Genomic DNA, 21,109 nt, shown 5'->3' on the forward strand with positions numbered 1-21,109 from the left:
AGCGTAAAATCGAGCGGTGGCGACTAAGAAGACATCGGGTCAGAACACCATCGACGTAGCCCTCATCGGCGGCGGCATCATGAGTGCGACCCTCGGCGCCCTCCTGAAGCTCCTCGAGCCCACGTGGACCATCAAGGTCTTCGAGCGCCTCGACGCGGTAGCCCAGGAGTCCTCCAACCCGTGGAACAACGCTGGCACCGGCCACGCCGCGCTCTGCGAGCTGAACTACACCCCCGAGAAGGCCGACGGCACCGTCGAGATCGCCAAGGCGGTCGCGATCAACGAGCAGTTCGAGGTGTCGCGCGAGTTCTGGCACCACCTGCTCACCGGGGGCCACCTGCCCGAGCCCGCACGCTTCATCAGCCACACCCCGCACATGACCTTCGTGCGCGGCGCGGCCAACGTGGACTACCTCAAGCGCCGCTTCACGGCGCTGAGCGCCCACCCGCTGTTCAGCGAGCTCGAGTTCACCGACGACCCCGCGGTCATCGCGCAGTGGGCACCGCTGCTCGTCCTCGACCGCGACGGCGACGAGGCCGTCGCCGCGACCCGGGCGACGAGCGGCACCGACGTCGACTTCGGCGCCCTCACGACGCAGCTCTTCGACTTCCTCACGGCGCACGACGTCGAGCTGAACCTCCAGCACGAGGTCAACAAGCTCAAGAAGCGCAAGGACGGCACCTGGGACGTCACCGTCAAGGACGTGTCCTGGAACGCCACGCAGGGACCGCGCACGGTCAACGCACGCTTCGTGTTCGTCGGCGCGGGCGGCGGCGCGCTGCCGCTGCTGCAGAAGGCCGGCATCAAGGAGGCCAAGGGATACGGCGGCTTCCCGATCAGCGGCGAGTTCCTGCGCACCGACAACCCGGAGCTCGTCGCCCAGCACCAGGCCAAGGTCTACGGCAAGGCCGACGTCGGCTCGCCGCCCATGTCGGTCCCGCACCTCGACACGCGCGTCGTCGACGGCAAGACGTACCTGATGTTCGGCCCGTACGCCGGGTTCAGCCCCAAGTACCTCAAGAAGGGTTCGCTGCTGGACCTCTTCACCTCGCTGCGGACCCACAACATCGGTTCGATGCTCGGTGCGGGCCTCAAGAACATCGACCTCACGCAGTACCTGATCGGCCAGCTCGTCGCGAGCCCCGAGGCCAAGTTCACCGCGCTCCAGGCGTTCATGCCCACGGCGCACCCCAAGGACTGGGAGAAGATCACCGCGGGCCAGCGCGTCCAGGTCATCAAGAAGGACCCCAAGAAGGGCGGCGTGCTCGAGTTCGGCACCGAGGTCATCGCGGCCGCCGACGGCTCGATCGCCGGGCTCCTGGGTGCCTCGCCGGGCGCCTCGACCGCGGTCCCCGCGATGATCGACGTGCTCGAGCGCTGCTTCCCGCAGCAGTTCGCCACGTGGCGCCCCGCGCTCGGCGCCATGATCCCGAGCCTCGGCCAGGCCGCGTGGGAGGCCACCGAGCTCGACGCGCTCTCCGCGACCGCCGGCCCCTCGGAGGAGGCGGTCGGCGCCCGCTGACCTCGACGTCGCAGGACGCACCGGCGCCCCGGCCCCCGCACGGAGGCCGGGGCGTCGTGCTGTGAGGGACGCACCGACCGGGGGGTCGTCGCGCCCGGGCACCGCCGGGCCCTCGCACCCGGGCCGCGGCTACCGCCTCGCCTCCGCGAGCACCGCGTCGACCGCGTCCCAGAAGTCGACGCGGGCCTGGTGCGTGGCGCCCGGCGTCGCCCCCGGTTCGTCGAGGCCGAGCGGCCGGTAGGGCGCGACCACGAGGAAGTGCCCGGCATCCTCCTGCTCGACCGCCGTGACCAGCCCCTGGTCGTCGAAGCGCGGCCTCACGTCCCGCAGGAGCCCGCACGCGTCCCACTGCGGATCCGCCGTCCCGCAGGCCAGCACGACCGGGCCCTCGATCGCCTCGACCGGCACCTGGGTCTCGGGCGGCGTGCCGACCGCGCTGCCCGGCTCGCACGGCAGACCCACCCCGTCGAGCGTCCAGGCCGACACCCTCCAGTTCGGGTAGCCGCAGTACAGGCTGCCCGCACCGGTCGGTGCGAACGCGCCATGGACCTGGTCCGGATGGTTGGCCGCCAACCACAGGGCCATCTCCCCACCTCGCGAGACGCCGAACGTGAAGACCCGGTCGGTGTCGACCCCCGGCTGCTCGCGCAACCAGGAGAGCCCGGTGAGGAAGGTCTCGACCGGCACCTCCGCGAGCTCGGTCGGCTGCCCCGGGCTCTTGAAGTAGCTGATCGCCAGGGCCGGGTAGCCGAGCGCGGCCAACGAGGTGGCCGCAGCTCGGGCATTGCTCAGCCCCCCATCCGACCCGCTGAAGACGAGCACGGCCGGCAACGCGGCGTCAGCCGAGAGCCCGGCCGGCACAGCGTACGCGGCGACCATGCCGTCGTCGGTCACGTCGCGGACCTCGACGTCCGTCCTGTGCCCCGTCCTCTCGACGACCGTCTCGGCGAGGGGCTCGCCGTCGGCGCTCAACGACAGGGTCACCGAGTGGTCCGCACCTGCTGCCTCGACTCCGAGCCTGCTGCCCGTCATGGACCAGAACGGTCCCATGGCGTCGACCGTCGTCCACGACCCCTCGGTCGGGGCGGTCGTCGCGAGGTCGACCCGACCGTCGTCGTCGGCCACGAACGTCGCCCGCGACGACATCGCCGACCCGTCGATCTCCGTCGTCGCGACCAGCCGCACCTCGCGCCCCGCCCCGAGCCCGGTCAGCGTGATCGCCAGGGGGTCGAAGGCACCGTCCTGAGGGACGACCTCGATCGCCGGGTCCCGTTCGGGAGGCGCCGAGCACGCCGCGAGGGTCACCAGCGAGGCAGTCAGCAGGAGGGCAACGGCAGGGACATGGTCACGTCGTCGGCAGGCCATGCGCAAATGTCCCGTACCGCACCGATCGTGCACAACCCACCGCGCCGGGGCGGCCCGCCCGACCGACGCCTCACCCCCCGCGTCACCCCCGACGAGCCCGCGCGCCGACGACGTCGACCTGCCGGCGCGGGTCGCCCCGTCCGCCTGGCGGCAGGGTCCATCCGTCGTCCGTCCCTGCCGGGAACCGTCCCCCGACCGGCGGGCGCCGCACCGCCAGCACCACGAGCGGCGCCACGAGCGCCGCGATCACGACCAGCCTCATCACCAGCTCCACGATGTCCATGTCTCCACCCTGGTCCGGCGCCGCGCCCTCCACGAGTGGCAGGAGAGACAGGTGTCGACAAGATCCTGCCACGGGCGTAGCGTCGAAGGATGTTGCGCACAGTGGCGGCCGTCGTCGCCGACGGAGTGGCCCCGTTCGAGCTCGGCGTCGTGTGCGAGGTCTTCGGCCTCGACCGCACGGACGACGGCGTGCCCGCGATCGACTTCCGCGTGTGCGGACCCGTCGCGGGCGAACCCGTCCGCACGAGCATCGGTGCGTCCCTGGTCCCCGACCACGGCCTCGACGCGCTCGAGGACGCCGACCTGGTCGCGGTCCCCGCGCTCCGCATCCGGGACGAGTACCCGCAGGAGATCGTCGACGCCCTGCGTGCGGCCCATGCCCGCGGCGCGGTCCTGCTGAGCGTCTGCTCGGGCGCCTTCCTCCTCGCCGCGGCGGGGCTCGTGGACGGGCGCCGCATCACGACGCACTGGCGCCACACGGACGAGCTCACGGCACGGTTCCCACAGGTCGAGGTGGACCCGGACGTCCTGTTCGTCGACGACGGCGACATCGTCACGAGTGCGGGCACTGCCGCAGGGATCGACGCGTGCCTGCACATCGTGCGCAAGGAGTTCGGCAGCGCGGCGGCCAACGCGATCGCGCGCCGCATGGTCGTCCCTCCCCAGCGCGACGGTGGTCAGCGCCAGTACATCGACCGCCCCGTGCCGCGGTGCGAGGAGCAGAGCATCCGGGACGTGCTCGCCTGGATGGACGAGCACCTGGACGAGCCCCAGACGGTCGAGGACCTCGCGCGCCGCGCCCACCTGTCGACACGCACGTTCGCGCGGACGTTCGTCGCCGAGACCGGGACCACCCCCATGCAGTGGCTCGCGACCCAGCGCGTCCAGCACGCGCGCACGCTGCTGGAGGAGTCGGGGCTCGACCTCGAGGAGATCGCGCGCCTGAGCGGGTTCGGGTCGGCCGCCCTGCTGCGCCACCACTTCCGGCGGGCGGTCGGCGTCCCGCCGACCGACTACCGCCAGACGTTCCGCCACGCGTCCTGAGTCTCTCCCTGGGCGAGGCGCGCACCCGGGGGCGCGGCGCCGTCGGGCACGGTCCTCCACGTTGCACGACGGCGTCACGCGCCTAGGGTCGAGAGGGTCCGGTCCCGTCCGACGTGAGGCGCGCTCCATGACCATCCCCACCACCCTGCTGTCCTCCGGCCACCCCATGCCCCTGCTGGGCCTGGGCACGTGGCCGCTCGACGACCACGCCTCGGCGCGGGCGGTCGAGAGCGCGATCGGGCTCGGGTACCGGCTCGTCGACACCGCGTCCCGGTACGAGAACGAGGTGGGCGTAGGGCAGGGCCTCGCCGCGTCGGGCGTGGACCGCGCCGAGCTGTTCGTCACGACCAAGCTCCGCGGGTCCGACCAGGGGTACGACGCCACCCGGGACGCGCTGCACGCGAGCCTCGACCGGCTGGGGCTCGACTACGTCGACCTGTTCCTGATCCACTGGCCGCTCCCCCGCCTCGACCGGTACGTCGAGTCCTACCGCGCGATGATCGACCTCGCCGCAGAGGGCCTGGTCCGCAGCATCGGCGTCTCGAACTTCCGTGAGCACCACCTGGACCGGCTCATCGCCGAGACGAGCCACGTCCCGGCCGTGAACCAGATCCAGCTCTCGCCCGCGCTCGCACGCACGGACCTGCGGCGGTACCTCACCGAGCGCGGCATCACCGTCGAGGGCTGGAGCCCGCTCGGGCTGGAGGAGGGCGTGCTGACCGAACCCGTGATCCAGGAGATCGCCGCGGCCCACGGCCGGTCCGCCGGGCAGGTCGTGCTGCGCTGGCACGTCCAGCAGGGCATCGTGACGATCCCCAAGTCCGCGAGCGCCGAGCGCCAGCGCTCCAACGCCGAGATCTTCGACTTCGCCCTCACCGAGGACGACATGGCCCGGATCGCCGGGCTCGACCGCGGCGAGGACGCCGCGCGCGACTCCGACGAGCACGAGGAGTTCTGATGAGCGACCTGTCGACCGTCACGGTGCTGGGCACCGGGACCATGGGGACCGCGGTGGCGCACTCGCTGCTGCGCGAGGGCTTCGACGTCACGGTGTGGAACCGCACGGCGTCGCGCGCCGCTCCGCTCGCCGACGCCGGGGCGCTCGTGGCCCCCACGGCCGCGCAGGCGGCCCACGGGGCCGACGTCGTGCTGAGCATCCTGTTCGACGCGGCCGCGGTCCTCGAGGTCCTCGACGCCGCAGGGCCCTCGGTCGGCACGGGAGCCGTGTGGGTCCAGGCGTCGACGGTCGGGCGCGACGGCACGGCGCGGATCGTCGAGCGCGCGCGACAGCTCGGGGTGACCCTGGTCGAGGCCAACCTGCTCGGCACCAGGCAGCCCGCCGAGGAGGGACGGCTGGCCGTGCTCGCGGCGGGGGACCCCGACGTCCTGGCCGGCATCGCCCCGGTGCTCGACGCGATCTCGGCCAAGGTCGTGATCGCGGGCACCGAGGTGGGCCAGGGCACCGCGCTCAAGCTCGCGTGCAACGCGTGGCTCGCGACGATCACCGCAGGCACGGCACAGTCGATCGCCCTGGCGCGCGCCGAGGGGATCGACCCCCACCTGTTCCTGGAAGCCATCGCCGGCGGCGCGTCCGACTCCCCCTACGCCCACCTCAAGGGGGCCGAGATGATCGCGGGCGAGTTCGCGCCGCAGTTCGCGCTCGACGGGCTCCGCAAGGACATCGGTCTCATCTCCGAGGCAGCGGCCCAGGCGCACCTCGACCCCGCGCTGCTCGACGCGCTGGCAGACCTCTACGCGAGCGCGGCCGCGCGCGGGCACGGCGGCGACGACATCGCGGCCGTGTACACGGCATTCGGCACGGCCCGCGCGACGCCGGCGCCTCACGCCTGACGGGCCCGGTCTGCAGCGCGTCGGCGTGCCGACCGGGCCGCACGACGCCTCCGGTCCGGTGCAGACCTGGTCGGGTCCGCACCGGACCTTCGTCCTTTCTCCACGCGGATCGTGAAGTCGCACGTAGACTCGGTCCATCTGTACAACGGGCAACTCGCTCACCTCCGCGGCTGGGAAGTCGAACCCGGCCCCTGTGAGGGACTATGACCGACACTGCCGTCCGCCCCGGATTCCGCCCGACCAAGCCACGTACCGGCGACGGGACCAGCGTCACCAGCACCTACACCGAGCTGTCCAAGCGCATCCGTGAGGCGGGTCTGCTCGAGCGCACGCACGGCTACTACGGCTGGGTCGCGGCGATCCTGACGGTCGCGCTGGGCGGGGCCGTCGCCGGGTTCGTCCTGCTGGGCGACTCGTGGTTCCAGCTCCTCATCGCGGGCGCGCTGGGCCTGATCCTCACGCAGTTCGCGTTCCTCTCGCACGAGGCCGCGCACCGCACCATCCTCACGTCGGGTCCTGCGAACGACCGCGTGGGGCGGTTCCTGGCCAACGGCGTCGTCGGCATCAGCTACTCGTGGTGGATGAACAAGCACACGCGTCACCACGCGAACCCGAACCGGGTCGGCAAGGACCCGGACATCGAGACCGACACCATCTCCTTCCTCGAGGAGAGCGCGGCCGAGCAGAAGGGCTTCCTCGCCCTCATCACCCGCCACCAGGGCTGGTTGTTCTTCCCGCTGCTCACGCTCGAGGGCATCAACCTGCACATGATCTCGATCCGCTCGCTGCTCGCGTCGGCGAAGAGCCGCGCCCGGACCCTGGAGCTCGTCACGATCGCGCTGCGCCTCACGCTCTATGTGGGAGTCGTCTTCTGGTTCCTGCCGATCGGCATGGCGTTCGCGTTCCTCGGTGTACAGCTCGCAGTGTTCGGTGTGTACATGGGGGCGTCGTTCGCGCCCAACCACAAGGGCATGGCGATCATCCCCGCCGACAGCAAGCTCGACTTCCTGTCCAAGCAGGTCCTGACCTCGCGCAACATCACGGGCGGGCGCGTCATGAACGTCCTCATGGGCGGGCTCAACTACCAGATCGAGCACCACCTGTTCCCGAGCATGCCCCGGCCCCACCTCGCCAAGGCCCGGCTCATGGTCCGCGAGCACTGCGCACGCCTGGGCATGCCGTACACCGAGACCAACCTCGTCGCGTCCTACGCGATCGTGGTCCGCTACCTCAACCGGGTGGGCCTCGCGGCGCGCGACCCGTTCGACTGCCCCATGTTCAACCAGCTCCGCAAGGTCTGAGCACTCCCCCGGTCCGCGCCAGGACGAGCGGGGCACGGGGCTCGTGCCTCCTGACGCGACCCGTCATGCCCCGTCGAGCGCACGCACCGGTTGCCGCAGCACCGTCCTGAGCTTCTCGGGTGCAGTCCTGCGCACGTCGCTCAGGTAGATCTCGTGGTGCGGCCCGTTGAACGTCAGCCCGTGCGCCGGCAGGTATTCGTCGTGCAGCCGCGCGAGCGTCGGCGCCTCGTCGTCGTACGAGCCGACGTGCAGGACCTGCACCGAGTCGCCCTCGTCGTACGTCACGAACCGGACCCGGTCGAGCGCGGGCAGCCCCTTCTTGCGACGCGTCGCCCGGGCCACGTCCGCGACGAACGCGTCGGTGAGCCAGTCCGGCTGCAGGATCATGAGCGTCCAGGACCACGCGTCCTTCTCGCGACGCACGAACGTCCCGGGATCCTCCGCGGTCCACAGCCCCTCGAGCGGCCCGACGACGTAGTCCCTGCCCAGGTCCTTCTTGCTCGCGAACTTCACGGCGTACGCGAGCGGGAACAACGCCTCGACCGCCTCCGTGTACGCCGGAGCCGTGTTGGGATCCCCCTCGCCGTCGATCTGCAGGTAGCGCAGCGGCGGGACCACGACCCGCACGAACTCGCGCGGCGGTGAGTACAGCTCGCGGTGCACCGCGCGCAGGTCGACCTTGTCCATGGGGTCCTCCGGGCTGTCGGGCTGTCGGGACCATGCTCACCCCGTGCGGACGGCACGGCGAGCGGACGGCCCGCGGTGGGCGCCGCCGTCGGGCCGTGGACTCCCGGAGGACGTCGAAGAGGTGAGCCACGTCGCCCTGCCTGACGACGTCGCTCACCTCCTCCCCCTTGCGTCCGGCGCGGGTTCGCACTCCCGCGCCGGACCTCAGAGCGCCTGGATGATGTGGTCGACCTGATCCTTGGCGTCTCCGAAGAGCATCGCGGTGTTGTCCTTGAAGAACAGCGGGTTCTGGACTCCCGCGTACCCCGTGGCCATCGACCGCTTGAACACGATCACCTGCTTGGCCTTCCAGACCTCGAGCACGGGCATGCCTGCGATGGGTGAGCCCGGGTCGTCGAGCGCCGCAGGGTTGACCGTGTCGTTGGCCCCGATGACCAGCACGACGTCGGTGTCCGACAGGTCGTCGTTGATCTCGTCCATCTCGAGCACGATGTCGTACGGGACCTTGGCCTCGGCGAGCAGGACGTTCATGTGCCCGGGCAGGCGACCCGCGACCGGGTGCACCCCGAACCGGACCTCGATGCCGCGCTCGCGCAACCGTCGGACCAGGTCCGCGACCGGGTACTGCGCCTTGGCCACCGCCATGCCGTAACCCGGCGTGATGACGACCGTGCGCGCGTGCTTGAGCAGGTCCGCGACCTCGGCCGCCTGCACCTCGCGGTGCTCGCCGTAGTCCTGGTCAGAGGCGACGACCTGTCCGCCCTCCGCTCCGAACCCGCCCAGGATCACGCTGATGAACGACCGGTTCATGGCCTTGCACATGATGTAGCTGAGGATCGCACCCGAGGAGCCCACCAGGGCTCCCGTGATGATGAGCAGGTCGTTGCTGAGCATGAAGCCCGCTGCCGCCGCGGCCCACCCGGAGTACGAGTTGAGCATCGAGACGACGACAGGCATGTCGCCGCCGCCGATCGAGGCGACCAGGTGCCAGCCGAGCGCGAGTGCGACGACCGTCATGAGGATGAGCGGCAGCAGCCCGTGGCCCGCGATGAACCAGGCCATGAGGCCGCCCGAGGCGACGAGCGCCCCGAGGTTCCACCAGTTGCGCCCCGGCAGCATGAGCGGGTTCGACCGGATGCGCGCCGACAGCTTGAGGTAGGCCACGATCGAGCCCGTGAACGTCACGGCGCCGATGAGCACCCCGAGGAAGACCTCGACCAGGTGCACCACGTCGCCCTGTTCGGTCAGGTACGAGTTGAACCCGACGAGGACCGCAGCGAGGCCCACGAAGCTGTGCAGGAGCGCGATCATCTCCGGCATCTGCGTCATCTCGACGCTGCGCGCACGCCACGTCCCGACGACCGCGCCGATCACGAACACCATCGCGATGAGGAGCAGCGTCACCATGACCGGACGCTCGCTGTCCTGCAGCGCGAGCGCGACCGTTGCCACGAGGGCGAGCCCCATGCCCGTCATGCCGAGCAGGCTGCCGCGACGGGCAGTCTCCTGCTTGGACAGGCCCGCGAGGCTCAGAATGAACAGGACGGCTGCGATGACGTAAGCAGCCTGGACCAGGGAGGTCAGCACGGGTCAGGCCTCCTTCCGGAACATGCCGATCATGCGGTAGGCCACGAGGAACCCACCGAAGATGTTGACGGAGGCCAGGGCGGCCGCGACGAAGGCGATCGTGGTGACCACCCAGCTCGAGTCGCCGATCTGCAGGAGCGCGCCGACCAGGATGATCCCGGAGATCGCGTTCGTCTGGGCCATGAGGGGGGTGTGCAGCGAGTGGCTCACGTTCGAGATCACGTAGTAGCCCACGACCACCGCGAGCGCGAACACCGTGAAGTGCCCCACGAACGCGGGCGGGGAGAACGTGATGGCGAGCGCGGCCAGCACGGCGGCCAGGGCGTACCCGACCGCCCGGCGGGTGCCGCGCCGTCGGGCCTCGTCGAGGGCCGTCGCGGCGTCGAGTGCAGCCTGGGCCTCGTCGACCACGGGAGCGGCCGGGGCCGCGGGGGCCGCGGCCGAGACCGCGACCGGGGGCGGGGGCCACAGGACCTCGCCCGTGCGCGCGACCGTCATGCCGCGCAGCACCTCGTCGTCGAGGTCGAGCACGACCTGTCCGTCGCCGCCGGGCGTGAGGAGCTTGAGCAGGTTGACGATGTTCGTGCCCACGAGCTGCGACGTGTGCTTGGGCATGCGGCTCGTGAGGTCCGTGTAGCCCAGGATCACGACGCCGTTGTCCGTGACGACGCGCTCCCCAGGCACCGTGAGCTCGCAGTTGCCGCCGCCCGAGGCCGCGAGGTCCACGATCACGCTGCCGGGCCGCATCGCGGCCACCATGTCGGCGCTGATGGTGCGCGGCGCACGGCCCCGCACGAGCGCCGTCGTGACGACGATGTCGGCGCGTGCCGTCTCGGCCGCGTACATCTTCGCGGTCAGACGCTCCTGCTCAGCGGTCAGCGCGCTCGCGTACCCGTCGGTGCTGACCTCCTGGCGCGCGCCCTCGGCCTGGACGAACTCCGCGCCCATGGACTCGATCTGCTCGCCGACCTCGGGACGCACGTCGAACGCGCGCACCTGCGCGCCCAGGCTCGCGGCCGTGCCGATCGCCGCGAGGCCCGCGACGCCGGCGCCGATCACGAACACGTTCGCGGGCGCCGTCTTGCCCGCCGCGGTGACCTGGCCGGCGAACATGCCGCCGTACTCCTCCGCGGACTCGATCACGGCGCGGTACCCCGCGACGTTCGACATCGCGCTGAGCACGTCGAGCGACTGGGCACGCGAGATGCGCGGCACGGCGTCGAGCGCCAGGGCCGTGACACCGCGCTCCGCGAGCTGTTGAACCAGGTCCTCGTTCGAGCCGGGGGCCAGCATCGCGATCAGGGTCGCACCCTCCGACAGCGACGCGACCTGCTCGGCCGACGGGCTGTTGACGGCCGTGACGACGTCCGCGCCCCACGCCTGCGCCGCGTCGCCCAGGCTCGCGCCGGCCTCCGCGTACGCCTCGTCGGGGTAGCTCGCGCGCTCACCGGCGCCGCGCTCGACCACGACGTCGTACCCCAGCCCCACGAGCTGGGCCACCGTACGGGGCGTCGCGGCGACGAGCCGCTCGCCGGGACGGGTCTCTCTGGGCACGCCGATGCGCATGCTGACCTCCTTGCTCGGATGGCTGCACGGTATCGGTACGGCAAAGGATCCGCCGCAAGGCACGCATCGTGGACGGATGTCGTCCATGCGGATCACGGTCCGGGAGGCGAGACGGGCGCCCCCGCGCCGGCTGCCCCTGCCCGACGGCGTCAATCACCTGGCGTGGGCTGTGCGCCCTTGGCTACGGTCGCCGCATGAGCAGATCCGGCCCGCCCGACGCCCGCGGGCGACTCGTCGAGGACCCGTTCGACCACCGCGTCACGGCGTCCGGGACCGTCCTCGCCTACCGGGGCGGGCGGCTCGTCGCGACGATCTCCGGCGCCCGGGCCGAGCGGCTGGTCGCGGCTCTCGAGACCGCCGACGAGGACCGGACACAGCACCTTCTGGCGCGGGCGACCGGGAACTACCGTCGGGGCAACGAGCGGCGGTGAGCCCTTGAGGCGGCGATGGCCCGACCGCCACGGCACCACACGGCAGACTTCCGGTCAATGTGGGTCAGGCCAACGCCGCGAGCACCTCGTTGAACCCCTCGGTCGAGGACGGGTGGGTGTAGATCGCGTCGCGCAGGTCGGCGGCACTGACGCCGTGCCGCATCGCGAGCGCGACCGTGTTGATCAGCTCCTGGGAGTCCACGCACAGGAGCGCGGCGCCCAGCACAAGACCGCTCCCTGCGTCCACGACGAACTTCATGAGGCCGTCGGTCTGCTCGACGATCCGCGCCCTCGGCATCGCGGCGAGGGAGGCGACCGCCTTGCTCGCGACGAGCACGTCGTGCGCTGCCTTCCGCGCCTCCCGCTCCGTGAGTCCCACGCGTGCGAGCGGCGGCGAGATGAACACCGTGTACGACACGGCGACCCGGTCCGCGGTCGAGCGCTCGCCCGTCCCGAAGAGCTGGTCGAGCAGGATCCGCGAGTCGTCGAGGGAGATGTACGTGAACTGCGGGCCGCCGTTGACGTCACCGACGGCGTACACCCCGGGGACATTCGTCCGCAGGTGGTCGTCGACCTCGACCGCACCCCGGTCCGTGGTGCGGATCCCCGCGACGTCGAGCCCCAGCCCTGCGGTGACGGGACGCCTCCCCAAGGCGAGTAGGACCAGGTCGCCCGTCACCGCGCCCCCGCCGGCATCCCCCGGCCCCGCACCCTCGTACGACACGGTCGCGCCGTCGTCGGCGTCCCGGATCGAGGTCGCCCGCACCCCGGTGAGGAACGTGACGCCCTGACGCTCGAGGATCTCGCGTGCGGCGGCCGCGACGTCGTCGTCCTCCCGGCCGAAGACCCGCTCCGCGGACTCGAGGACCGTGACCTGCGACCCGAACTGTGCATACATGCCCGCCAGCTCGATCCCCACGTACCCGCCGCCGATGACGACGAGCCGCGCCGGGAGATCCTCGGTCGCGATGAGCGTCGTGCTCGTCGTCACGCGCGGGTTGTCGTGCACGCCCGGGATATCGGGGATCACGGGCTCCGAGCCCGTGTCGATCACCACCGTCTCCGCGCGGATCCGCAGGAGGTCGGTTCCCGCCCGGACCTCGACCTCGCGCGGCCCGGCGAACGTCGCCCGCCCCGTCACGACGGTCACGGAGTCGATCACGTCGAGCATGTCGAAGTTCTTGCCCCGCAGCAGCGCGGTCAGGTCGGCCTTGCGGGTGACCGCGCGCGCATACCAGTCCGCCGGAGAGTCACCCGGTCGGCGAGACTCGGCGTCGTGGACCAGCGCCTTGGTCGGCACGCACCCGACGTTGATGCACGTCCCGCCGTACATCTGCTCGGACTGCTCGACCATCGCCACGCGCAGCCCGCGCCGACCCGCCGCGGCGGCGATCGTCTTGCCACCCTTGCCGAAACCGATGACGAGCAGGTCGACGTGCACGGTGTCCATGGGGCTTCCTCCTTGGCGAACGCTCGGTGCCGTGTCCACGGCCCCGTCCACCCGAGTCAACCAGGAAGCCCGTGAGCGGGCAGCCTCTACCCGAACCCTTCTCGATGAAGCCCCGAGATCGCGCCTTCCTCAAGGTCGATCGTGCCGGCGTCTGCCATGGTGAGAAGGTCTGCTCGGACGGATGCGTAGTTGACGTGGGCCGGCACATCGATCGCCCAGAGGAAGATTCCTGGCGGTCCCACCTCCCACTCGCAGTCCGCAGCGCGCAGCATGGCACCGACCTCCTCTTCTGCCTGTGCCTCCCTGAGGATGATGCGCATCGTCGAGTTCCCGGACTCCGAGATCAGCTCCTCGAAGACGAACTCCCTGCGCTCATGGTCGGGCCTGACGCGCACGACATCACCGAAGGCGATGCCCCTCACGTAGAAGGGGACGTTCAGGACGCGCATCTCTAGCCTGCCTGACTTCTCGGCCCAGAGTCGCTCCACGCCGATCCCGGTTCTGCACGCAATCCGTTCCGGTAGGTCGAAAGCCACCCGGTACAGGTGTTCGCTCATCCGATTCCCCTACTCTCCAGCCGTCGTCCGTTCGCATCGCTCCGAGCCCACTCACGCGTTTCCGGTCGGTGGGACGTATCACTTCCAACCCGTCGGGCCCGGACTCCAGGATCATCGGATAGCGCCGCGACGCCGCGGGAGCGTTTGATCAGCACGACGTCACCCCCAGGGGTCGTCGCTCGCAAGCGACACCGGCGGTCTGGGCTCGTCCATCCGGCTTCCGTCGAGCTGTCCAGCCACCCACGAGACGGATCGTGGGCGCTCCCCGGAGTCCTCCATGACGAACTCGGCCAGCACCTCCCGTACCTGGCTGATCGGCAGGACGCTTCGTTCGGAGAAGAACGTCGGGACGTGCGGGTCCGCCACGACGTCCGCACGCACAGGACCCTGCGCACCACCGTCCGACACCCAGACCTGACCAGCCGTGGCGCCGTGCCGCTCGTGCGCCGTGCCGGCCATCCACACGACCCCGCCCGACGCCGTCTCGCAGTTGGCGCCCACGCGCAGCAGACCGAGATCGACTCCGAGGGGCATCTCCGGGGAGTCGGCCAGCGACCCTGGTGAGGGGGCCGCTGCCACCCACAGCCACGCGTCAGACCACAGCTCAAACTTCCCACGACGAACAGGCCGCCTCATCACGTGCGCCACAGCAACCTCAGTCATCCGACGCCGGCAGCTCAACGTCACCGCCGAGTACCAGACCTCTCCGCACAGGATCACGAAACCTCTCCTCGGCCGCACACGCGTCATGTACCCGCGGCGCGTCGGCCCGAGGTCGCCGTCAAGACGACCGAGAGCCCCACCGACAGCACTGCCCGTGGGGCTCTCGAATTCACGCCGCGAAACTACTTCCTCGGCATCAGGAGAACGTTCTGAAGATCACCCTCAGCGAGCCATTCCTCAGATTCGTGATACTCGACAAGCTTGCGAATCGCAAGCCGAACCTCCGGATCGATTGACCGAATGGCTTCATTGAAGGCGCCCACGGCCACCGAGCCGGCCCGGACCAGGATTAGCAGAACATTCCCGCTGTTATCACGAGGGATGGACAGAAGTTCCTTCGCCGCATCGGCCACCCCCAGCCCGAGGTCCACTTGAGGGAATCGATCCAAGGCCGCGTGCGCCGCTTGATAGGCCCCGTAGTCCTCGTCGGCCTTCAACGAAGAGACGATCGCAGCAACGCCAGCCGGACCTTCGTCGCCGGTCACCGAATCAGCCAGCTCGACATATCGATTCCACCGGCGCTCCGCCTCGCCGGGGGGAGCAACCTCGTCATCATCTTGCACCAGGTCACCGCACTCGGCAATCTCGATTCTCCAGTCCAACGACACCCGAATCTCACCTCTTTCTGATACGTCTAGGGTTTCTGTTGTTCTGCGGCCCATTTGCGAAGAGCCTTATTTTGGCTCAGACTCATCCACATCTCCACGATCGCATCATCGTATTTGCTTCCAAAACGGGAGCGAATGTCGTCAATGTCCATTTGCATGGCACCGCGGAAATCTCCGGCATCTATCAATTCACTCTGTCTCATTCGCCAAGCTATAGAGGCGTGCGATGATCCAGTGCTATAAAGTGCGCGATGGTCGTCGTATTCCATCCGAATCGACGGGCCGCTGTGCTTGCTGAGAGGGCTCGATGCGTTGGCGGGGATATGGTTGATCTCATTTCCCGCTCCAGCGGGCCGCAGATCCCCATACCTTCCGCCGTTCGCGATCGGGCAGTTGTGAACAAGGACCGCCGTAGCCCCCGCCAGCACATAGTACGTGTGGTCGGTGGTGACGGTGAGGTTGTACGCGGGCGCGTGGACCGTGTTGCCGAGGTCGATCCCGTCGACGGTCACCGTAGCCCCGGTGGCGGTCAGGACGGCCTCGCCGGCTTCGAGCTCGTCGGCGCGCTCGAAGCGCTGGTCGGTCACGGACCAGAACGGGTGGTCCTCAGTCGTCGTGATCGACGCTCCTGCCACGACGAGAGTGATCATGACGTCGTCGTGCACGTGCTGAGCAACGACCTCACCGGTTCCGGCAGGCGCCCCCTGCCCACCAGCTTCTTCTGGGGTCGAAGCAACCTTGTCCCCCGGGCCGACCTGATCGATCCGCTTCGCCGATCCATCCGCCATCAGAACGGCCGTCGCACCACTGAACGAGCACTTTGCTCCAGCTGACGGTCCGCCGGGCCGCGCGTTCGACGCCCCACTCGTCGCCATCTGCGGCCTGGGCGTGCTCGCCTGGATCGGCTTCGTTCGGACGACCTGCGCCACACTGGCCTGGGCCTTGCTCACCACGCCCCGCGCAGCGGACGCGACCCCTTGCCCAGCCTTCGAGGTACTCGCCCGCGCAGCAGCCACGGCACCCTGCACTGCACGGTTCGCCACTGGCGCGATCCACCGCGAGGCCGCGGCACCGATACCGAACCCCAACAGCCCGCCAGCACCACCGAACGCCGTCTCTACCGCCAACGACTTCCACGAGAACGGCTTCCCCGATGACGACTGGCGGATCGTGTTCGTGATCGCCCCGGCCAACGCCCCGCCGGCCACCGCACACGCCACCGACCCCCAGCCGACCGTGAGCGCAGCACACCCGACCCCCACGACGGTGCCCACGACACCGCCGATGATCTCGGCCTTGTTCTTGCTGGCCCACTTTCCGACCGCCGACGCGCCCTTCTTGACGCTCGACCACGCGCCCTTCCAGGACAGCAGCCCCGTCGGGTCCGACCACGTCACCGGGTTGTTGTTGGCGTACGTGTAGGCCGACCACTGCTGCGGATCACCCAGGTCCATCACCGGGTCGACCGACACGAACCGGCCCAGCCCCGAGTCGTAGTACCGCGCGCCCACGCTCGTCAGCCCCGTGGTGTCCTCGACCTTGCCCAGGAACCCGCGGTCCCCGGGGGTGTCCAGCACCTCGCCACGGCGACCGCCGAACGGGTCGGCGAAGTTGCGGGTCAGCGTGTACTTCGTGTTGTGTACCACGGCGAGCGCCGTGCCGTGCACGTCGTTGACCAGGCTGGACACCCCGCCCAGGCCCCTGCCGTCACGCACGGCGACCGTCTGGCCGCCGAACCCGTAGTAGCGGGTCGCGGTCGTCGTGCCCGCAGCCGAGCCGGCCGTGTGGTGCGTCAGCTCCTGCCCGCCAGGCAGGTACAGGGTCGTTCCCGACGCGTCCTTGCGGACGATCCGCTCGCCGTCGGCGGAGTAGACGAACGACGCCTCACCGGCGGTCAGCTGGTTCTCCCCGGCGCCTCCGGCACCGGACGTGACGATCTGGGCCAGACGCCCCTCACCGTCCCACCCGAGCACCTGGGCGCCTGTGCCGAACGGCCGGTTGACGGTGTTGCCCGCGGCGTCGTAGACGTACGACGCCGTGGTCGACGCACCGCCCGCCGTCGTGGTCGCGACCCCTGTCAGGGCGTGGACCCCGGCGTCGGGGTCCGCCGTCGACGGTCCGTAGGTGTAGGCGGCCGTGACGTCACCGCTCGCCCGGTGCGACGTCATCGACGTCCGGTTGCCGACCGTGTCGTACGCGTAGTCGGTCCAGTACGCTGCCGGACCGCCCAGCGCTCGGGTCGAGGGCGCCGCGGAGCACGATCCCGTGGACGGTGTCCACGCCGACGTCAGCCGTCGCAGCGCGTCGTACGTGAAGCACTGGTTGTCGTCGGCGGTGCCGGCAGCGGTCGGGTCGTCCTTCGCGGAGAGGATGTTCCCCGCGACGTCGTACCCGTAGCGCACGTCCAGCTCGGTGCCGTTGACCCGCTCACGGTCGAGGCCGATCCGCACCAGGCGGTGCGTCGCCTGCTGGTACTCGTAGGAGACGACCGTCCCGAACGTGTTGCCCAGGTCGAGGACCGACTTCTCGCCGAACGCGGTGTACCGCGCGTCGGCGACGTACGCGCCCCAGCCGAACCCGGACCCCATCCACTCGGGCATCCCCCGCTCGTCGTACCGGGTCGTGACCTCCTCCGCGCCGAGACCACCCGCCGCGGGCAGGGTCACCGTCTCCGGGAAGCCACCTGCGGTGTAGGAGTACGCGGTCGTGAACGACGACGTCCCCCCGGCCGCGCCCCCGAGCACCGAGGCCGGGACCGTGACCGTCTGGCCCAAGGGCCGGTAGGCGACGTCGTACCCCGTGACCGCGGTCGTGTACCGCGCGCCGTCGAGGACCCGCGTCGAGGACGTGGCCAGGCCCGAGCAGATGAGGGAGCGGCGATCATGACCTACGTCACACCTGCTCCGTCGCAGGGCGAACCTCGTCGCTCGAGAACGACGAAAGCCGCCTCCCTGAGGGAGACGGCCTTCGTGTCGGGTGGAGCTGAGGGGACTCGAACCCCTGACCCCCTGCATGCCATGCAGGTGCGCTACCAGCTGCGCCACAGCCCCGAGAACCATTGCTGGTCCCGCACTTCCTTGAGGTTTTCCCCCTCGGAAGCATCGCTAGTTTATGCCGAAGTCGGCTGGAAAATCCAATCGGGTCCGGAGCTCCACTCATCGAGCGAAAAGTCCGCCCCGACGTTGTGCGCGACGAGCCTCCACGCGGGGTGGGCGTTCGCTCCCGAGCGCTGCAGCTGGGACCAGTGGACGTTGTTCAGTCCCGAGATCCCCCGCCAGCCCGTCGGGTCCAGACCGAGCATGGCCGTGATGGCCAACGTGATCGCCGCACCGTGCGAGACGACGACGAGCGTGTCCTTCTCGTCCAGTGCGTCGGCGTGCTCGGTGACGGCCGCGACCATGCGCGCCGCGACGTCGGCCCGCGACTCGGCGCCCGCACGAGCGGGCTCCTCGCCACGGCGCCACGCCGCGTACTCGTCGGGCCAGCGCTCGGAGAGCTCCTCGCCCGTCATGCCCTCCCACTCGCCGAACCCGCGCTCGCGCAGACGCTCGTCGAGGGAGACGGGCATGCCCGTCGCCTTCCCGTAGTACCCGGCCGTCTCGGCCGCACGCGTCAGGTCCGACGCGACGACGAGCGTCGGGGAGTGCGCGGCCGCGAGCGACCGTGCCCCCTGCTCGGCCTGCCAGTGCCCGACGGCGTCCAGCGGGATGTCGACCTGCCCCTGGAGGCGCATGGCCGCGTTGTACTCGGTGCGCCCGTGGCGCAGGAAGACGACGGTGCGCGCGCTCACGCCTGCGAGTCCTCCGCGAGGTAGATGGCGCCGTCGTCCGCGGCGTCGGTGACGTCGGTGCTCGACGTCCCCTCTCCGCCCCGTGCGTCCTCGGGGAGCTCGATGACCGGGCAGTCCTTCCAGAGGCGCTCGAGCGCGTAGTAGACCCGGTCCTCGGCGTGCTGGACGTGCACGACGATGTCGCCGAAGTCGAGCAGGACCCAGCGGGCCTCCGACTTTCCCTCGCGGCGGATGGGCTTGACCCCGACCTTGTGCAGCTCTTCCTCGACGGCGTCCACGATCGCGGACACCTGCCGTTCGCTCGTTCCCGAGGCGATCAGGAAGACGTCCGTGAGCACGAGCTGCTCACTGACGTCCAGGGCGATGATCTCTTCGGCCTTGCGGTCCGATGCGGCGCGGGCCGCGATCACCGCAAGCTCGACAGCGCGTTCCGTTGCAGTCACGACTCTCCGTGGGGTTGTCTCGAGGCCTGTCAGAAGGACAGGCCGTGGTGGTTCGTGGGGCTCGAGGTCAGGGCCTCGAGACCGACCGGTGCGAGCGCCTCGGCGACGCTCGCACTGTCACCCAGCAGCAACCGCCAGATCAGCAGCCCGAGCACGAAGGCCACGGCGATGAGGATCAGGTAGTGCAGCCAGGTGTACGCGTGCCCGGGCGGGCGCTCGTCGTACGCGTCGTCCTCGTCGTCGTCGGCCGTCCGCGACGCGGGGCCAGGACGCGTGGCACCCGCGACGGGGAAGGGTGAGTCCTCGACGGCCCCGGGGAAGGGTGACGCCTGGGCGGCCGCCGGGGTCGCGGCCGGCGGCTGCGTCTCCCACGGGAGGGCAGGGCGCGCGGACTCCGGGGCCTGCTGGGCGAGGGAGCTCGGCGCGGTGCCCTGCTCCCACGGCAGCGGCGCGGGGGCCGGTGCCGGGGTCGCGGCGGCCCGCGGGGTGTCCGGGCCGGGGGTCCGCGACGACACGGACTCTCGCGCCGGTGCCGACTGCGCGGGCGGGAAGGGTAAGGGCTGCGCCGGGGGGAACGGCGCCGGCGCGCTCTGGGGCGCGGGCTCGGGAGATGCGGGACGAGGGGCCGCGCCGAACGGCGAGGGCGCCGTCGACGGGGCGCGCATGCTCTGCCGCACGGGCGGGGTCGTCCCTGGGGGCGGCGACTGCGCGGGGCGGAGCGGGACGCGCTCGGCGGTCTCCTGGATCGGGGTGAGGCGGCCGGTCTCGTCGACACCGCGCATGCCCCCCGTCATCGACGGAGGCCGGACGACGGGCGCCTGGTTCGAGTACCCCTCGGAAGGGGTCGGGGCGGAGACGTCCCGCATCGATCGCCGTGACGGCGGCGGGGCAGCAGGAGCTGCGGGTGCGGGCGGGGTGTACCCGCCCGGGGCGGACGGTGCCGCGCCTGCGGCCTGCTCGGCTGCGGCGGCCTCACGCTCCCGGATCTCCCGGCGCGTCAAGGGGCGGACGGGCTGCATGCTCCCGTGCTGATCACTCATGATGCTGATCCTCTGTACAGGCCGTGCTTCGCGATGTACTGGACGACGCCGTCCGGCACCAGGTACCAGACCGGTTGGCCGGTCTCCGCCCGTTGTCGACAGTCGGTCGACGAGATGGCGAGGGCCGGGATCTCCAGCGTGGAGACGACTCCGGGCGGCAGACCGTCGACGTTGAGCCGGTGTCCCGGACGGGAGACCGCCACGAAGTGTGCCATCTTCCAGAGGTCGTCGGCATCCTTCCACGTCAGCATCTGCTCGATCGCGTCGGCGCCGGAGATGAAGTAGAGGTCCGCCTCGGGGCGTTGCTCACGCAGGTCGCGCAGCGTGTCGACCGTGTAGGTGAGCCCCGGCCGGTCCACGTCGACCCTGCTCACCGTGAAGCGCGGGTTCGAGGCCGTCGCGATGACCGTCATGAGATAACGGTGCTCGGGCGCGGTGACCTTCTGGTGCTGCTTGAAGCTGGGCTTCCCGGTGGGGACGAAGATGACCTCGTCGAGACCGAAGCGGGCCGCAGCCTCGCTCGCCGCGACGAGGTGCCCGTGGTGGATGGGGTCGAACGTGCCACCCATCACCCCGAGCCGGGGGCGTCTGCTCGCCGTCATCTCCGCAGGATCCACCAGGGCCGGGGTCAGTGGCGGGTACCGACGCTACGGAAGGCGTAGGTCACGAGGAGGAGGCCGACGAGCACCCCGAAGGCGACGATGCCGAACCCGACGGGCGGGATCGGGAGGTGGGTGACGGCTTCGGTGTTCTCCTGGGCGACCTGGACGGCAGCAGCGAGCACGATGTCCTCCTACGAGTTCTTGAGCGTGGTGCGTGGGACGGCGGGTGATCAGGCCGGGCGCTGATCGTCGTCCAGTCT

General features: G+C 70.6%; 21 protein-coding genes and 1 tRNA gene. 6 read left to right on the forward strand and 16 right to left on the reverse strand.

The window, feature by feature from the left end:
- Nucleotides 1-16: 16 nt before the first annotated feature.
- On the forward strand, nucleotides 17-1,522 hold the full coding sequence (locus NHG27_RS01945; RefSeq protein ID WP_193719253.1) for a malate:quinone oxidoreductase: 1,506 nt from the start codon (nucleotides 17-19) through the stop codon (nucleotides 1,520-1,522).
- A 129-nt stretch (nucleotides 1,523-1,651) separates the two neighbouring features.
- Here the strand turns inward: NHG27_RS01945 and NHG27_RS01950 are convergent, their stop codons facing one another.
- Nucleotides 1,652-2,827 carry an acyl-CoA thioesterase/BAAT N-terminal domain-containing protein gene (locus tag NHG27_RS01950; protein ID WP_497014572.1) on the reverse strand — a complete coding sequence of 392 codons (1,176 nt, stop codon included), beginning with the start codon at nucleotides 2,825-2,827 and terminating at the stop codon, nucleotides 1,652-1,654.
- A 142-nt stretch (nucleotides 2,828-2,969) separates the two neighbouring features.
- Complete coding sequence (locus tag NHG27_RS01955) at nucleotides 2,970-3,170, reverse strand: hypothetical protein (RefSeq protein ID WP_193719255.1); 201 nt, start codon at nucleotides 3,168-3,170, stop codon at nucleotides 2,970-2,972.
- Nucleotides 3,171-3,259: 89 nt separating this feature from the next.
- Here NHG27_RS01955 and NHG27_RS01960 point away from each other — a divergent pair, with 89 nt between their 5' ends.
- The 4 genes from NHG27_RS01960 to NHG27_RS01975 all read left to right on the forward strand — a co-directional run bounded on the left by NHG27_RS01960 (nucleotide 3,260) and on the right by NHG27_RS01975 (nucleotide 7,365).
- Entirely contained in the window at nucleotides 3,260-4,213 is a 954-nt protein-coding gene (locus tag NHG27_RS01960; protein ID WP_497014573.1) for a helix-turn-helix domain-containing protein, read from the forward strand.
- Between the two features lie 127 nt (nucleotides 4,214-4,340).
- Nucleotides 4,341-5,171 carry an aldo/keto reductase gene (locus NHG27_RS01965; protein ID WP_193719257.1) on the forward strand — a complete coding sequence of 277 codons (831 nt, stop codon included), beginning with the start codon at nucleotides 4,341-4,343 and terminating at the stop codon, nucleotides 5,169-5,171.
- Nucleotides 5,171-6,064, forward strand: a complete 894-nt coding sequence (locus NHG27_RS01970) for an NAD(P)-dependent oxidoreductase (RefSeq protein ID WP_193719258.1) — start codon at nucleotides 5,171-5,173, stop codon at nucleotides 6,062-6,064. Before NHG27_RS01965 ends, NHG27_RS01970 begins: the two co-directional genes overlap by 1 nt.
- A gap of 203 nt (nucleotides 6,065-6,267) precedes the next feature.
- On the forward strand, nucleotides 6,268-7,365 hold the full coding sequence (locus NHG27_RS01975) for a fatty acid desaturase family protein (RefSeq protein WP_193719259.1): 1,098 nt from the start codon (nucleotides 6,268-6,270) through the stop codon (nucleotides 7,363-7,365).
- 63 nt (nucleotides 7,366-7,428) lie between these two features.
- Here the strand turns inward: NHG27_RS01975 and NHG27_RS01980 are convergent, their stop codons facing one another.
- The 3 genes from NHG27_RS01980 to NHG27_RS01990 form a co-directional block, all read right to left on the reverse strand.
- Nucleotides 7,429-8,052: a GyrI-like domain-containing protein gene (locus NHG27_RS01980; RefSeq protein ID WP_497014574.1), complete on the reverse strand. Its 624-nt coding sequence runs from the start codon at nucleotides 8,050-8,052 to the stop codon at nucleotides 7,429-7,431.
- Between the two features lie 204 nt (nucleotides 8,053-8,256).
- Nucleotides 8,257-9,639 carry a Re/Si-specific NAD(P)(+) transhydrogenase subunit beta gene (gene pntB, locus NHG27_RS01985; RefSeq protein ID WP_497014575.1) on the reverse strand — a complete coding sequence of 461 codons (1,383 nt, stop codon included), beginning with the start codon at nucleotides 9,637-9,639 and terminating at the stop codon, nucleotides 8,257-8,259.
- Between the two features lie 3 nt (nucleotides 9,640-9,642).
- Nucleotides 9,643-11,205 carry a Re/Si-specific NAD(P)(+) transhydrogenase subunit alpha gene (locus NHG27_RS01990; RefSeq protein WP_497014576.1) on the reverse strand — a complete coding sequence of 521 codons (1,563 nt, stop codon included), beginning with the start codon at nucleotides 11,203-11,205 and terminating at the stop codon, nucleotides 9,643-9,645.
- A 194-nt stretch (nucleotides 11,206-11,399) separates the two neighbouring features.
- Here NHG27_RS01990 and NHG27_RS01995 point away from each other — a divergent pair, with 194 nt between their 5' ends.
- On the forward strand, nucleotides 11,400-11,636 hold the full coding sequence (locus NHG27_RS01995; protein ID WP_497014577.1) for a hypothetical protein: 237 nt from the start codon (nucleotides 11,400-11,402) through the stop codon (nucleotides 11,634-11,636).
- Nucleotides 11,637-11,700: 64 nt separating this feature from the next.
- Here the strand turns inward: NHG27_RS01995 and NHG27_RS02000 are convergent, their stop codons facing one another.
- The 11 genes from NHG27_RS02000 to NHG27_RS02050 all read right to left on the reverse strand — a co-directional run bounded on the left by NHG27_RS02000 (nucleotide 11,701) and on the right by NHG27_RS02050 (nucleotide 21,031).
- Complete coding sequence (locus NHG27_RS02000; protein ID WP_497014578.1) at nucleotides 11,701-13,086, reverse strand: dihydrolipoyl dehydrogenase family protein; 1,386 nt, start codon at nucleotides 13,084-13,086, stop codon at nucleotides 11,701-11,703.
- An 86-nt stretch (nucleotides 13,087-13,172) separates the two neighbouring features.
- On the reverse strand, nucleotides 13,173-13,643 hold the full coding sequence (locus tag NHG27_RS02005) for a DUF4265 domain-containing protein (protein ID WP_497014579.1): 471 nt from the start codon (nucleotides 13,641-13,643) through the stop codon (nucleotides 13,173-13,175).
- Nucleotides 13,644-13,802: 159 nt separating this feature from the next.
- Nucleotides 13,803-14,177 (reverse strand): Imm1 family immunity protein, encoded by a 375-nt coding sequence (locus tag NHG27_RS02010; protein ID WP_497014580.1) that lies wholly within the window; start codon nucleotides 14,175-14,177, stop codon nucleotides 13,803-13,805.
- A gap of 311 nt (nucleotides 14,178-14,488) precedes the next feature.
- On the reverse strand, nucleotides 14,489-14,974 hold the full coding sequence (locus NHG27_RS02015) for a hypothetical protein (RefSeq protein ID WP_497014581.1): 486 nt from the start codon (nucleotides 14,972-14,974) through the stop codon (nucleotides 14,489-14,491).
- A gap of 26 nt (nucleotides 14,975-15,000) precedes the next feature.
- On the reverse strand, nucleotides 15,001-17,748 hold the full coding sequence (locus NHG27_RS02020; RefSeq protein ID WP_497014582.1) for an RHS repeat-associated core domain-containing protein: 2,748 nt from the start codon (nucleotides 17,746-17,748) through the stop codon (nucleotides 15,001-15,003).
- Nucleotides 17,749-17,951: 203 nt separating this feature from the next.
- A tRNA-Ala gene (locus tag NHG27_RS02025) sits at nucleotides 17,952-18,024 on the reverse strand.
- A gap of 59 nt (nucleotides 18,025-18,083) precedes the next feature.
- A complete protein-coding gene (locus NHG27_RS02030; RefSeq protein ID WP_193719269.1) occupies nucleotides 18,084-18,764 on the reverse strand; it encodes a histidine phosphatase family protein in 681 nt (226 codons plus the stop codon).
- A complete protein-coding gene (gene rsfS / locus NHG27_RS02035; protein WP_193719270.1) occupies nucleotides 18,761-19,207 on the reverse strand; it encodes a ribosome silencing factor in 447 nt (148 codons plus the stop codon). Before rsfS ends, NHG27_RS02030 begins: the two co-directional genes overlap by 4 nt.
- A gap of 29 nt (nucleotides 19,208-19,236) precedes the next feature.
- Nucleotides 19,237-20,247: a hypothetical protein gene (locus NHG27_RS02040; RefSeq protein WP_497014583.1), complete on the reverse strand. Its 1,011-nt coding sequence runs from the start codon at nucleotides 20,245-20,247 to the stop codon at nucleotides 19,237-19,239.
- Complete coding sequence (nadD, locus tag NHG27_RS02045; protein WP_193719272.1) at nucleotides 20,244-20,849, reverse strand: nicotinate-nucleotide adenylyltransferase; 606 nt, start codon at nucleotides 20,847-20,849, stop codon at nucleotides 20,244-20,246. Before nadD ends, NHG27_RS02040 begins: the two co-directional genes overlap by 4 nt.
- Before the next feature lie 26 nt (nucleotides 20,850-20,875).
- Nucleotides 20,876-21,031: a hypothetical protein gene (locus tag NHG27_RS02050; RefSeq protein ID WP_193719273.1), complete on the reverse strand. Its 156-nt coding sequence runs from the start codon at nucleotides 21,029-21,031 to the stop codon at nucleotides 20,876-20,878.
- Nucleotides 21,032-21,109 lie beyond the last annotated feature (78 nt).

This window comes from Oerskovia sp. 140933, assembly GCF_059651515.1.

Bases quoted from the DNA above. Each gene is read 5' to 3' on its own strand.
- NHG27_RS02000 (WP_497014578.1), bottom strand. From the start codon at position 13,086: ATGGACACCGTGCACGTCGACCTGCTCGTCATCGGTTTCGGCAAGGGT.
- NHG27_RS01965 (WP_193719257.1), top strand. From the start codon at position 4,341: ATGACCATCCCCACCACCCTGCTGTCCTCCGGCCACCCCATGCCCCTG.
- NHG27_RS01960 (WP_497014573.1), top strand. From the start codon at position 3,260: ATGTTGCGCACAGTGGCGGCCGTCGTCGCCGACGGAGTGGCCCCGTTC.
- NHG27_RS01955 (WP_193719255.1), bottom strand. From the start codon at position 3,170: ATGGACATCGTGGAGCTGGTGATGAGGCTGGTCGTGATCGCGGCGCTC.
- NHG27_RS02010 (WP_497014580.1), bottom strand. From the start codon at position 14,177: ATGCCCCTCGGAGTCGATCTCGGTCTGCTGCGCGTGGGCGCCAACTGC.
- NHG27_RS01995 (WP_497014577.1), top strand. From the start codon at position 11,400: ATGAGCAGATCCGGCCCGCCCGACGCCCGCGGGCGACTCGTCGAGGAC.
- NHG27_RS01975 (WP_193719259.1), top strand. From the start codon at position 6,268: ATGACCGACACTGCCGTCCGCCCCGGATTCCGCCCGACCAAGCCACGT.
- nadD (WP_193719272.1), bottom strand. From the start codon at position 20,849: ATGACGGCGAGCAGACGCCCCCGGCTCGGGGTGATGGGTGGCACGTTC.
- NHG27_RS01980 (WP_497014574.1), bottom strand. From the start codon at position 8,052: ATGGACAAGGTCGACCTGCGCGCGGTGCACCGCGAGCTGTACTCACCG.
- NHG27_RS01970 (WP_193719258.1), top strand. From the start codon at position 5,171: ATGAGCGACCTGTCGACCGTCACGGTGCTGGGCACCGGGACCATGGGG.
- NHG27_RS01990 (WP_497014576.1), bottom strand. From the start codon at position 11,205: ATGCGCATCGGCGTGCCCAGAGAGACCCGTCCCGGCGAGCGGCTCGTC.
- NHG27_RS02005 (WP_497014579.1), bottom strand. From the start codon at position 13,643: ATGAGCGAACACCTGTACCGGGTGGCTTTCGACCTACCGGAACGGATT.
- NHG27_RS02040 (WP_497014583.1), bottom strand. From the start codon at position 20,247: ATGAGTGATCAGCACGGGAGCATGCAGCCCGTCCGCCCCTTGACGCGC.